The 11,944-nt window shown below is 54.8% G+C and carries 15 protein-coding genes; 12 read left to right on the top strand and 3 right to left on the bottom strand.

Features of this window, described 5'->3' with window-relative positions:
• Nucleotides 1-12 precede the first annotated feature (12 nt).
• On the bottom strand, nt 13-879 hold the full coding sequence (tesB, locus tag Q0835_RS20560; protein WP_298963988.1) for an acyl-CoA thioesterase II: 867 nt from the start codon (nt 877-879) through the stop codon (nt 13-15).
• 138 nt (nt 880-1,017) lie between these two features.
• Here tesB and Q0835_RS20555 point away from each other — a divergent pair, with 138 nt between their 5' ends.
• From Q0835_RS20555 to Q0835_RS20535, 5 genes are read left to right on the top strand one after another with little or no spacing between them, the layout of a single operon-like run.
• Nucleotides 1,018-2,256 carry a ubiquinone biosynthesis hydroxylase gene (locus Q0835_RS20555; protein ID WP_298963986.1) on the top strand — a complete coding sequence of 413 codons (1,239 nt, stop codon included), beginning with the start codon at nt 1,018-1,020 and terminating at the stop codon, nt 2,254-2,256.
• A 47-nt stretch (nt 2,257-2,303) separates the two neighbouring features.
• Complete coding sequence (locus tag Q0835_RS20550) at nt 2,304-3,176, top strand: SDR family oxidoreductase (RefSeq protein WP_298816797.1); 873 nt, start codon at nt 2,304-2,306, stop codon at nt 3,174-3,176.
• Between the two features lie 56 nt (nt 3,177-3,232).
• The gene (locus tag Q0835_RS20545) at nt 3,233-3,430 is read left to right on the top strand and encodes a twin transmembrane helix small protein (protein ID WP_298816799.1); all 198 of its coding nucleotides are present in this window, start codon (nt 3,233-3,235) and stop codon (nt 3,428-3,430) included.
• A 37-nt stretch (nt 3,431-3,467) separates the two neighbouring features.
• On the top strand, nt 3,468-4,043 hold the full coding sequence (locus Q0835_RS20540; protein ID WP_298816801.1) for a cob(I)yrinic acid a,c-diamide adenosyltransferase: 576 nt from the start codon (nt 3,468-3,470) through the stop codon (nt 4,041-4,043).
• A gap of 35 nt (nt 4,044-4,078) precedes the next feature.
• A complete protein-coding gene (locus tag Q0835_RS20535; RefSeq protein ID WP_298816804.1) occupies nt 4,079-4,771 on the top strand; it encodes a rhomboid family intramembrane serine protease in 693 nt (230 codons plus the stop codon).
• Nucleotides 4,772-4,781: 10 nt separating this feature from the next.
• Here Q0835_RS20535 and Q0835_RS30390 read toward each other — a convergent pair whose 3' ends face one another.
• Nucleotides 4,782-5,060 (bottom strand): RT0821/Lpp0805 family surface protein, encoded by a 279-nt coding sequence (locus Q0835_RS30390; protein WP_366142387.1) that lies wholly within the window; start codon nt 5,058-5,060, stop codon nt 4,782-4,784.
• A gap of 126 nt (nt 5,061-5,186) precedes the next feature.
• The gene (locus Q0835_RS20530) at nt 5,187-5,651 is read right to left on the bottom strand and encodes a hypothetical protein (protein ID WP_298816807.1); all 465 of its coding nucleotides are present in this window, start codon (nt 5,649-5,651) and stop codon (nt 5,187-5,189) included.
• Between the two features lie 202 nt (nt 5,652-5,853).
• Between Q0835_RS20530 and Q0835_RS20525 the strand changes: the two genes are divergently transcribed.
• The 7 genes from Q0835_RS20525 (at nt 5,854) to Q0835_RS20495 (ending at nt 11,929) form a co-directional block, all read left to right on the top strand.
• A complete protein-coding gene (locus Q0835_RS20525) occupies nt 5,854-6,369 on the top strand; it encodes an RNA polymerase sigma factor (protein ID WP_298816809.1) in 516 nt (171 codons plus the stop codon).
• On the top strand, nt 6,366-7,064 hold the full coding sequence (locus Q0835_RS20520) for a hypothetical protein (protein ID WP_298963985.1): 699 nt from the start codon (nt 6,366-6,368) through the stop codon (nt 7,062-7,064). Before Q0835_RS20525 ends, Q0835_RS20520 begins: the two co-directional genes overlap by 4 nt.
• 339 nt (nt 7,065-7,403) lie before the next feature.
• Nucleotides 7,404-8,153: an electron transfer flavoprotein subunit beta/FixA family protein gene (locus Q0835_RS20515; protein WP_298816817.1), complete on the top strand. Its 750-nt coding sequence runs from the start codon at nt 7,404-7,406 to the stop codon at nt 8,151-8,153.
• Nucleotides 8,154-8,177: 24 nt separating this feature from the next.
• Entirely contained in the window at nt 8,178-9,110 is a 933-nt protein-coding gene (locus Q0835_RS20510; RefSeq protein ID WP_298816821.1) for an electron transfer flavoprotein subunit alpha/FixB family protein, read from the top strand.
• A 139-nt stretch (nt 9,111-9,249) separates the two neighbouring features.
• On the top strand, nt 9,250-10,131 hold the full coding sequence (locus Q0835_RS20505) for a 3-hydroxybutyryl-CoA dehydrogenase (protein WP_298816823.1): 882 nt from the start codon (nt 9,250-9,252) through the stop codon (nt 10,129-10,131).
• Nucleotides 10,132-10,140: 9 nt separating this feature from the next.
• Nucleotides 10,141-11,643, top strand: a complete 1,503-nt coding sequence (locus Q0835_RS20500) for an AMP-binding protein (RefSeq protein WP_298963984.1) — start codon at nt 10,141-10,143, stop codon at nt 11,641-11,643.
• Nucleotides 11,644-11,725: 82 nt separating this feature from the next.
• Nucleotides 11,726-11,929 (top strand): hypothetical protein, encoded by a 204-nt coding sequence (locus tag Q0835_RS20495; protein WP_298963983.1) that lies wholly within the window; start codon nt 11,726-11,728, stop codon nt 11,927-11,929.
• The last annotated feature ends 15 nt before the right edge of the window (nt 11,930-11,944 follow it).

Below are 11,944 nucleotides of genomic sequence, written 5' to 3'. Positions count from 1 at the left end.
GCGGCAACAGCTTTAATCTTTATTGCGGAGCCTGATCAGACCTTCCTGCGCCGTTGAAGCAATTAACACACCCTCTTTTGTATAGAGAGAACCGCGGTTCATGCCTCGCGAACCGGACGAGGAAGTGCTGTCAGTGGCATAAAGCAGCCAATCATCTGCGCGAAAAGGACGATGGAACCACATGGCATGGTCGAGGCTTGCCGCCTGAATTTTGGGGCTGAAGACGGAAGTGCCGTGGGGAAAGAGGGATGTGTCCAACAGGGTCATGTCGGACGCGTAGGCAAGAACACACTGATGAATGCGTTCATCATCCGGCAGCTGCCCGGTGGCGCGAACCCAGACATATTGCTGCGGCGGCAGCGGTTTCTTGCTGAAATAGTGGGTCATGTCGACCGGCCGCATCTCGATTGGACGCTCCCGCTCCCAGTAACGGCGAATGTTCTCAGGTGCCAGAGACAGGAACTTCTCTTTGAGTTCCTGCTCACTCGGCAAGGCGTCCGGCGTTGGCACGTCCGGCATATCGCTTTGGTGATCCAATCCCTCTTCGCGGACCTGAAAGGAAGCTGCCATTGAAAAGATTGCTTCGCCGTGCTGAATGGCAACTACACGCCGTGTGGTGAAACTGCCGCCGTCCCGAATTCTGTCGACTTCGTAAATTATGGGGACTTCCGGGTCACCAGGACGCAGAAAATATCCATGCAGGGAATGTACATGCCGGTCTTCGACAACAGTTCGTGATGCGGCGACCAAAGCCTGGCCGATAACCTGACCGCCAAAAACCCGTTGCCAACCGACCTGAGGGCTGCGACCACGGAACAGATTGCGTTCGAGCGCTTCTAGGTCGAGAATTTGCAAAAGGTTGTCAATGGCCGTGTTCATCGGCGCGATCCTTGTTACATAATGTGCCGAAAAGGTGGGCCTGAAAGTGGCCTCGGCGAGTTTTCAGGTCCAGTCTTGGACGGGACCTGACGTTAAAGTCAAGATGTCCTAGGGGAAACCGGGGCGGGGAGTAATTGAATGGCGAAACGTATAAGCGCTGCCGATATGTTTGATGTTGTTATCGCGGGTGGCGGGTATGTGGGCCTGTCGCTGGCGGTAGCACTCAAGCAAGGCGACGAGAGCATCAATTGCGCCATTGTCGACCCGAAACCTATGGATCAGTTGCACAATGACCCGCGTGCCTCGGCAATCGCCGCTGCTGCATCCCGGATGCTGACGCAACTTGGCGTCTGGCCGAAAATCGAAGCCGAATCGCAACCAATCAACGAAATGATCGTCACCGACAGCAAATTACGCGATGCGGTTCGACCGGTTTTTCTAACTTTCGACGGTGAAGCGACAGAAGGTGAGCCTTTTGCTCACATGATGCCCAATGGCGTGATGATGCCGGCGCTCTACAAGGCTGCAAAGAAACTGGGTGTGAAATTCTTTGCTCCAGGAACGGCGGATACCTTCCGAACACATCCGGATCATGTCGAACTTGAGCTGGCGGACGGCACCATTTTGAAAAGCCGGCTTCTCGTCGCGGCCGATGGCGTTCGCTCCAAGCTTCGTGACCTGGCAGGTATCCGAACGGTGAACTGGGACTACGGGCAATCGGGTATTGTCACCACCGTCAAGCATGAGCGACCTCACAACGGCCGGGCTGAAGAACACTTCCTCCCCGCTGGCCCCTTCGCCATCCTTCCGCTTCCCGGTAACAGGTCATCGCTTGTCTGGACCGAAAAAACCTCTGATGCCGACAGACTTGTGCGATCTGATGAGTTTACATTCGAACTCGAACTTGAGCGTCGTTTCGGACATCACCTCGGTACACTCGAAGTTGATGGCCCGCGGCGCGCTTATCCGCTTGGACTGAAACTGGCGCGCGACTTCGTCAATCCGCGATTTGCGCTGATCGGGGACGCTGCGCATGGTATACACCCGATCGCGGGACAAGGTCTGAACCTTGGGTTCAAGGATGTTGCCGCGCTTGCGGAAGTGGTCGTCGATGCGCGCCGTCTTGGGCAGGATCCCGGTGGTCTCGATATTCTTGAGCGTTATCAGCGTTGGCGCCGATTCGATACATTCCAGATGGGCGTCGTGACTGACGTTCTCAATCGCCTGTTTTCCAACGATAATGACGTTCTGCGGGCGTTCCGGGATTTTGGACTTGGCCTGGTGGATCGCATGCCCGGCATCAAGACACAGTTTATCAAGGAAGCAGCCGGGTTTGCGGGACCTGTTCCCAAATTGCTTTCCGGTGAGCCAATCTGATAGGACATTGCCTGGTAAGGTCTGCTGGGCGCCGGGTTTTTATTTGAATGATTGACTATCCAGAGAGTTTCCCGAGGCATCGGTCGATCCTAATAACCGGATGCTCTTCCGGTATCGGTGCCGTGTCGGCCCATATCCTGCGTGGGCGGAACTGGCGCGTCTTCGCCACAGCTCGGCGTCAGGATGATGTCGACCGGTTGGCCGAAGAAGGGTTTGAAGCCCTGCGTCTGGACTACGAAGACCCGAACAGCATCGAGACGGCAGCCAACAGTGTTCTGCAACTGACCGACCATAAACTGGATGCCGTATTCAACAACGGTGCCTACGCTGTGCCCGGGGCACTCGAGGACATCCCGACGGAGGCGATGAGGGCGCTGTTCGAGGCCAATTTCATAGGTTGGCATGATCTGACAAAGCGTTTGATTCCTGCGATGCGCGCAAATGGTGGCGGTCGGATCGTGCAGTGTTCTTCAGTGCTTGGCTTTGTCGCACTGAAGTATCGCGGTGCTTATACGGCCAGCAAATTCGCTCTGGAAGCGTATACAGACACGTTGCGGCAGGAATTAATGGGAACGGGTATTCATGTGAGCCTGATAGAGCCGGGGCCAATCGGTACAAGGTTCACGGAAAATGCCCTTGCGAATTTCGATCTTTGGATCGGTGAAACTGGTCTCGAGGCCTCCGTCCATCGTAACACCTACGAGAAACGCCGGGTCCGTATGGAAGCAGGTGAGCCGGGACCATTCAAACTGCCGCCTGAGGCGGTGGTAAAGAAATTGATTCATGCGGTTGAGGCCAACCGGCCCAAAGCGCGGTATCATGTCACCATACCGACAAAAGTCATGGCGGTGGCAAAACGTGTGTTGCCTACGGGTCTGCTGGACCGGTTCTGCATTCGGGCTGCTGACAATGAAGAATAGTGCGCGACGTGGGGTCCGGAGTTGCCGGGTCATCGCGCTGAAAGAGGACTAACAAGATGGCTGGTGTCATTAATGCACTCATTCCCGTTGGCATGGCGGCCGTAGCCCTGGTTCTGTTTGCCGGACTTTGGAACATGTTTCGAAACGGTCCCGCCAATCGTTCGCAAATGCTGATGCGTTGGCGTGTCGGTTTGCAGTTCCTGGTGATTGTCCTGGTGATGGGTGGGCTCTATTTCTTCGGGTCCGGTCGCTAGAAAACGACCGCAGAAGCAACATCCAAGGGCATTCAAAATGGTTGTTTTAAACAAGATCTACACAAAAACGGGTGACGACGGTACGACGGCTCTTGGGTCTGGCGAGCGCCGGCCGAAAAATGATTTGCGGATCGAGTCATACGGAACGGTAGATGAAACCAATGCTGTCGTTGGCCTGATTCGTCTGCATACCGGAGATAGCGCTCAAGAGGTTGATATCGTTCTTGGCCGTATCCAGAACGATCTATTCGATCTGGGTGCAGATCTGGCAACTCCTGAGACAGATCAGGATCTTGGTTATGAACCTTTGCGGATCAGCGATGTGCAAGTGAAAGCACTCGAAGACGCGATTGACGAGCTGAACAAGGATCTGTCTCCTCTCCGTTCCTTCGTGCTGCCGGGCGGGAGCCCGGCGTCGGCGCATCTTCATCTTGCTCGAACAGTATCGCGTCGGGCGGAACGGCTTATGGTCGAACTCTCGACCGTGGAGCAGATCAATCCCGCGGCGGTCAGGTATATGAACCGCCTGTCTGACTATTTTTTCGTAGCGTCACGGTACCTGAACGATAAAGGAGAACGGGATGTTCTCTGGGTTCCAGGTCAAAATCGCTAATAGAAAAAGACGCACATAACGAAAGGCATCGGGGCATGTTCATTCCGGTCTATGATCACAACCGGCGGATTCATGTCCCAATCCCTTATGTCAATCTCACACTTATTGCTCTTAACGTCCTGATATTCGTGTTTTTTCAGGGCGCCGGCGCACAGGAAGCCGTAGCTGCTGCTTCCTATTCACTTGGATTGATCCCAGTGGTGCTTTTCGATATCCGCGAACTGGCGCCTCAGTTTCAGCTGTTACCGGAATGGACGTCCATCGTGACATACGCCTTCCTGCACGGTGGTATCATGCACCTCGTCGGAAACATGCTGTTCCTATGGGTGTTCGGTGACAATGTCGAAGATGCCATGGGTCATTTTCGGTACTTGCTGTTCTACCTGATTTGCGCGGCATTTTCGGGGTTTCTCTACGCGGCTCTGGACGCCAACTCCGAGGTACCACTCATTGGGGCGTCAGGTGCAGTGTCCGGAGTTGTGGCCGCCTATCTGATGCTTCATCCCAGGGTCAAGGTGTGGGTCCTTGTGCTCGGCCGCATCCCCTTACGCCTGTCTGCAATGTGGTTGCTCGGTGCCTGGGTGCTTTATCAGTTTTACAATGTGCTGGCAGCGGCCGAGAGCGAGGTGGCCTGGATTGCGCATGTTGGCGGTCTGATAGCCGGCGCCATCCTCGTGCTGTTTTTTCGTCGCAAGGGAGTCAAGCTTTTTGACCAGGCCTTGTCGTGAGGTGTTCGCCTTAAGTTGACTGCCAAACAGCATCCGATGAACGGCAGGCAACGCCATCACGATCGATGGATTCTCCTGATGCCAGTCGGATACTTTCCTTGTACGAGCGGCAATAAGTTCCCTCGGTCGTCTTCCATGTCTTCAATGGAGTTGCTGATCCGCGCGCGCCGCTTTGCGGATTCTGCCAGCTTTGCGATTTTCCGGACAAAGAGCTTTCCAGGACCGCTTGCAGGTTCTGTTGGGCGAGGGATCGGTCGGACGACTGCAATCCGACAGCTGGGGTAGTCACGTCAGGTGTATTGGACACGGCCCCTGAATTGCAGCCCGCTGCTGAAAGTAACAAGCAAAAAAAGACAGGCCCCTTCGTGTGGAGCCCCGCATTCAAAATTTTCAAAGCCGATCCTGCCTCTTGGATCTACTGCCAACCGTTTTGTATCGCTTCGCGTTCTTCGCGCTCCGACAGCGACCCACCGGATTGTTCGCTGTTGCCATTGAAACGCTCATCACGAAACACGCGATTAAGCAGACCTCCAGATCCTGGCTTTTGTGAGGCAGAATTTTGTGAACCTGAATTCCCACTATTGCCGGAGCTTTCGCTCCTATCGTCTGAGCGGTCGCTTTTACCGCCACCGCTATTGCCGCCACCACCGCTATTGCCGCCGCCGCCCTTGTCGTTGCGATCGCTGCCACGATCGCTCTTGTCACTACGGCTACTCTTGTCGTCACCCGACTTAGCGAAAGCAGAATCGGTGTTTTTAACATCGAAGAGGGGGTTGAAAAAGGCGACAGAGAATACCAGCATCGAGGCCGCAATGCCCGGAAGCACGCGGAACATCGCAGAGAGGCAATCTGGCAATGTTTTCTGGCGGGTGTGTTTCATAGGATCAGGTTTCTATGCGGTTCTCTTGCGCGGACAATATTGAGAGCGATTCCGTGCCTTTTCCTCCATAACACGTGAGTGTTCTTCTTTCTTCCCGAAGAATGTCCAAAAAAAGTCGGGATCAAAAGTTTTCATCACGTGTTGTAACCTCGAGAGCGGTTTTGCGGAGAACTTCTTGCCAGAAGATAATATGAAGACGGAGATGATCCGTCTGCTCCCCAAGCTGAGGAGTTTTGCATTGCGGCTGTGCCGAAATCCGGATCAGGCAGACGATCTGGTGCAGACGACGTGTGAGCGCGCAATACGGTCATTGGACCAGTTTGACCCGGCAACCCGCCTGGACAGTTGGATGTTCCGGATCCTGCAGAATCACTATTTCAACTCCGTGAGGGATTCTGCGAACCGGGCCAGGTTGTTCGATCTGGCAATGCTTGACTTTGAAGAGAGTTACGACGGCGCGAAGGCGGCGGCCAGTAGCCTTGAATTGCAGAAAGTGAGGGACTTTATCGGCAGATTGGATGAAGACAATCGAGAAGTTCTTTTGAAGATTGCCGTTGAAGGCCAGAGTTACAAAGACGTTGCTGCTGAGCTTGGCGTCCCAATCGGGACGGTTACCAGCCGGCTTGCACGAGCGAGATTAAAATTGCGAGAATGGCTGGAAACGGACGATTCCGCACCAGAGATTGCTATGCAAAGCATGCCCGGAGGTGTGTTGTGACACTTGAAGAAAAGCGCGAACAGATCGCCCTCGTCGAGAAAATCGGCAAGATCCTCGATCGGGAAGTTGGCGACGAAGACAGAGCCGAATTGCTTTCTGACATTCGGCAATCTCCCAAAGGCGAAGAGTTGCTTCGTCTGGTGTCTCGGGATGATTTCTTTTTGCAGAACGCGATGCCTTCGGCAATTCCGGACGAAAGCATGGAACGTTTTCAAGGTCTGATTGATCGGGAGTTCGCAAAGCGGGGCGTCGGTTCTTCACGTCCGGGTTTCACATCCTGGACGGGGTCGCTTGTCCAGGTTGCCGCAGCGCTGATCCTCGTTGCCGGTACGTTCGCCTTCACGAATTTCTGGATGCAATCCCGTATGGATGATGCTGTCGCGTCGCTCGCCGCGCATATGGAAACCGAACGGATGTTGCTTGCACAATCCGTTCAAGAGGCGCTGGAGACCAAGGTCAGCGGTGAGCCGGTTTTTGTCGGGCAAGAAGGCAATTGGAGTGAGATTCTGACGCCGATCAAAACTTATCGAAGCAAAAGTGGGCACTGGTGCCGGCAGTACATTCGAGAAACAACCTTTGGCGGCCTCGATCTATCTATCCGTGGAACCGCATGCCGGGACGCGAATGGAACCTGGACAACTGTATTTGCCGAGCCGATTTCCGATAACTTTTCACCCCGATCTTCAGGGATCTGATTTTCTGAATGAAAATCCCCTGGTGTCCGCGAACGGCAACCGTGTCCCGACCTCGTGCATCAACGGGTCCGGCGGGCGATAAGTGGTGTTTTTGAACGAATTTCGCTGCTGTTTCGCACCGTTGAACTATCATCATTGCGACGCGTGTTTTTCTATGCCCGGCAATTTGCCCGTTTAGACCAAATAGCGCAATTGACAGCTGCCTCGCTGGTCAGTACCGTCCCCCGCCATGCGCCACGATTGGCTTGTTTCCGCCGTTTGTGACCCTACGTCAACGGAGCGGACTGGCCTGCATAATGCGGTGCGGTGAAAGCCGGCCCAGCAAGAGGTTGAGACCAAATGAAAATCCTCGTACCCGTGAAACGGGTCATCGACTACAACGTTAAAGTCCGCGTCAAGGCGGATGGTTCGGGCGTCGATCTTGCCAACGTCAAGATGTCCATGAACCCGTTTGATGAAATTTCTGTCGAAGAGGCTCTTCGTCTGAAGGAAGCCGGGAAAGCCAGCGAAGTCGTTGTCGTATCCGTCGGACCGCAGCAGGCGACCGAGACCTTGCGAACAGGATTGGCAATGGGCGCAGACCGGGGAATTCTGGTTAAAACCGACGAAACGACAGAGCCTCTGGCAGTTGCCAAAATCCTCAAGGGTATTGTTGAAGCCGAAGAGCCTGGACTCGTGATCCTCGGCAAACAGGCCATTGATGACGATTGCAATCAAACCGGCCAGATGCTTGCGGCCCTTCTGGGCTGGAGCCAGGGAACCTTTGCCTCCGAACTCGATCTCGGCGAAGGCACGGTTAACGTGACACGCGAAGTTGACGGTGGTTTGCAGACGGTCAAGCTGAAACTGCCGGCTATCGTGACGACCGATCTGCGTTTGAACGAGCCACGCTATGCGTCATTGCCGAACATCATGAAGGCAAAGAAAAAGCCTATCGATGAGAAGTCGCCCGATGACTATGGCGTTGACGTCACTCCGCGCCTGACCGTGGTTACAACTACGGAACCTGCCGGACGCGAAGCCGGTATCAAAGTCGGATCTGTTGGTGAGCTCGTCGAAAAACTCAAGAACGAAGCCGGTGTCCTTTAAGGCCCGTCGCAGGAGGAAAAAACAATGACAACACTTCTTGTGGCTGAACATGCCGGTGGCGCACTGAATGACGCGACCGCAAAAGCACTTACTGCTGCCGTTGCGCTGGGTGCGGATGTCCACATTCTGGTTGCCGGCAAAGGCGTCCAGTCCGTGGCCGAGGAAGCTGCCAAGCTGACCGGTGCCGCGAAGGTCTTGGTTGCGGAGAGTGATGCGCTCGAGCACCAGCTGGCTGAGCCGACTGCAGACCTGATAGTCGGTCTTGCAGGCGACTATGAAGCGATCGTTGCACCTGCAACTGCCAACGGCAAAAACACTTTGCCGCGTGTCGCCGCCCTTCTGGACGTGATGCAGATCTCGGATATCACTGCAGTTGTCGACGCAGAGACGTTCGAGCGTCCGATCTACGCCGGAAATGCCATTCAAACGGTCAAGTCAGGTGATTCCAAAAAGGTGATCACCGTTAGAACATCGACTTTTGCCGCGGCTGAAGAAGGTGGTTCGGCAACCGTTGAATCGATCACCGGCACCGATGGTTCAGGACTTTCGGAGTTTGTTGGCGAAGAGCTTTCCAAATCTGATCGTCCGGAGCTGACATCCGCCAAAATCATCATTTCCGGTGGCCGCGCGCTTGGATCTGAGGAAAAGTTTCAGGAAGTCATCATGCCGGTTGCCGATGCGCTCGGCGCGGCAGTTGGCGCGTCGCGTGCTGCGGTCGATGCAGGCTATGCTCCGAACGACTGGCAGGTTGGCCAGACCGGCAAGGTCGTCGCTCCGGACCTTTATATTGCGTGCGGAATTTCCGGTGCAATACAGCATCTTGCGGGCATGAAAGACTCCAAGGTGATCGTTGCTATCAACAAGGACGAAGAGGCCCCGATATTCCAGGTTGCCGACTATGGCCTGGTCGCGGATCTGTTCGATGTACTGCCCGAACTTGAGGCTGCCGTTAAGTAAGACCTGCGGCAAATTGAACACGGACCCCGGGGCGAATGAAGGTTTTCACTCCGGGGTTCTTGCTGTTCGGCGCAAGACTTGCCAAAAATAGCCGCAACCCGGCCTTTGAAGGCATGTACTTAACGATCGGATTTTCAGCATGGTAGTCGAAATCAAAAAAGTCGGCGTGATCGGCTCAGGTCAGATGGGCAGCGGCATTGCCCATGTCTGTTCACTTGCAGGCTTTGACGTCGGTTTGAGCGACATTTCCATGGAGCGGATTGAGTCCGGACTGGCATCGATCAATGGCAATCTGGCACGCCAGGTTTCCAAATCCCAGATCACCGAGGAAGAGCGCAATGCCGCACTGAACCGGATCAAGGCGGTGGAAGACCTCGATCTTCTTGCCGATGCCGATCTGGTGATTGAATCAGCGGTGGAAAACGAGCAGATCAAACGGAAAATCTTTGCCCAGCTCTGCCCGATCCTGAAACCGGAAGCCATTCTGGCAACCAATACATCTTCTATTTCCATTACGCGCCTCGCAGCAACGACAGATCGTCCGGAACGCTTTATCGGCATTCATTTTATGAATCCGGTTCCGCTGATGGAGTTGGTGGAGCTGGTCCGCGGTATCGCCACCGAAGACGAAACATTTGAGGCGTCGAAGACCTTCTGTGACCGCCTGGGCAAACAGATTGCGGTCGCCGAGGATTTTCCTGCCTTCATGGTCAACCGCATATTACTGCCGATGATCAACGAAGCGATTTATACGCTTTATGAGGGCGTTGGCTCGGTTGAATCGATCGATAAGGCGATGCGCTTGGGTGCCAACCACCCTATGGGGCCATTGCAGCTGGCGGATTTCATTGGCCTCGACACCTGTCTATCCATCATGCAAGTGCTTTATGAGGGCCTCGCAGACACCAAATACAGACCTTGCCCGCTTTTGGTGAAGTATGTTGAGGCAGGTTGGTTGGGCCGTAAGACGCAACGTGGTTTTTACGACTATCGGGGCGAGATACCGGTGCCGACCCGCTAAGCGGCTCTGATGAACCTTACCCGCTATTGCCTGACAAACGCGGAGCCGGCGCCGGACAAGACAGCGCTGGAAATCGTGGATGATGGTGGAACCCTAATCGAGGCGTGGACTTACGGAAAGCTCACCTCAAGTGTGCTTTCTGTGGCTGCGGGGTTGAAAGATACCGGTTTGAAGCCTGGCGACCGGATCCTGCTCCGAATTGGTCATTCAGTCGATTTTCCGCTGATTTTCTTCGGAGCAATCGCAGGCGGATTTGTTCCCGTTCCAACGTCTGCACAGCTCACGGCTCGCGAAACGTCTTCCATTTTGTCCGATAGTGGCGCGCGTCTTCTGGTGCATGACGGCGAGACTGAAATTCCTGACAATGCCGCGGTTCTCTCGCTCGGACCTCAAGGAATTTACTTGCTGAGGCAGTATGCACCCGGGACATTTGCGGATACGGCTGCTGACGACCCGGCTTTCCTTGTCTACACTTCTGGTACAAGCGGCATGCCGAAGGGCGTGCTGCATGCTCAGCGAGCAGCCTTTGCTCGGTGGCCTATGTATCGGGGATGGTACGGAATATCATCGTCGGACAGGCTTTTGCATGCCGGTGCCTTCAATTGGACCTATACACTGGGCGCAGGATTGATGGACCCTTGGGCAAACGGGGCTACCAGCATTGTTTATGATGGACCGCGTGACCCTGACATTTGGCCAGGTGTCATTGAAGGCAGCGATGCATCAATGTTTGCCGCGGTGCCAAGCCTTTTTCGGCGCATTCTGAAATACGGCAATATCACAAGAGGCTCGTTTCCCAACCTGCGGCACGGTCTCACGGCAGGAGAGGCTCTGCCGGCAAGCCTTTATGAGGATTGGAAAGCCAGAACCGGCCGTGAGCTTTACGAAGCTCTCGGAATGAGTGAGATTTCGACCTATCTCTCAAGCGGACCGACAGTGCCGGTCAGGCCCGGCTCACCGGGCAAACCGCAACAGGGGCGCAAAGTGTCGATTTTGAGCGAGACATCAAACTCGTCGGACTTTGCTGAAACAAATGAGCCGGGCTCGCTCGCCATTCACTCCTCCGAACCGGGACTGATGCTTGGCTACTGGAATGCGCCTGAAGAAACCGAAGCAGCTTTCCGCGGCGAATGGTTCTTGACCGGTGATCGTGCGCGCAGCGACGAAGATGGCTATTTTTGGTACGAGGGCCGAGCGGACGACTTGATGAATGCCTTCGGCTATAGAGTCGCGCCGGAAGAAGTCGAGTGTGTCCTTGCTGCCGATCCTCAGGTTTCGGAAGTGGCTGTAACGGCTGTGCCTGTCCGGGATGGGGTCAGTTTGATTACAGCCTTTGTGGTGCCACGCGATGCCGACACTTTTGATATGGATCGTCTTGCCTTGCGTGCGGAGCAGAATCTTGCGGACTACAAGCGGCCAAAATCTTATCGGCTCGTTGATCAGCTGCCTCGAACGGCTTCGGGAAAAGTTCGCCGGCAAGCCTTGTACAGCATGAAACCGTCCACTTCCTAAATCTCGAGTGATTGAAGTAAGGCTTTGTTAACGCATGTTTAAGGGCAGTTCGTTAGTCTGTCTGTCGTTCTAGGAGTAAATGATGGACAGCGTCGGTATCGCCAGCACATTTGTTGCTCAAAGCCAGGCACAGACATCTCAGGCGCTGCAGTCGGAGATGCTGAAAATGTCGGTACAGCAGGATGCCAATTTGGTTGCCTTGCTGCAAGAAGGTGCCGAGAATCTTCAGGCTGCTCAGGCGGCACCCGCACCAGGACTTGGAACCCAGGTCGACGTCACTGTCTGACCGATGCCCGAATTG

Origin of the sequence: uncultured Roseibium sp. (assembly GCF_947499295.1) — a bacterium.
Taxonomy (GTDB): domain Bacteria; phylum Pseudomonadota; class Alphaproteobacteria; order Rhizobiales; family Stappiaceae; genus Roseibium.
Note: the sequence above shows the minus strand (reverse complement) of the source record. Positions and strands in the feature narration are given on the sequence as shown.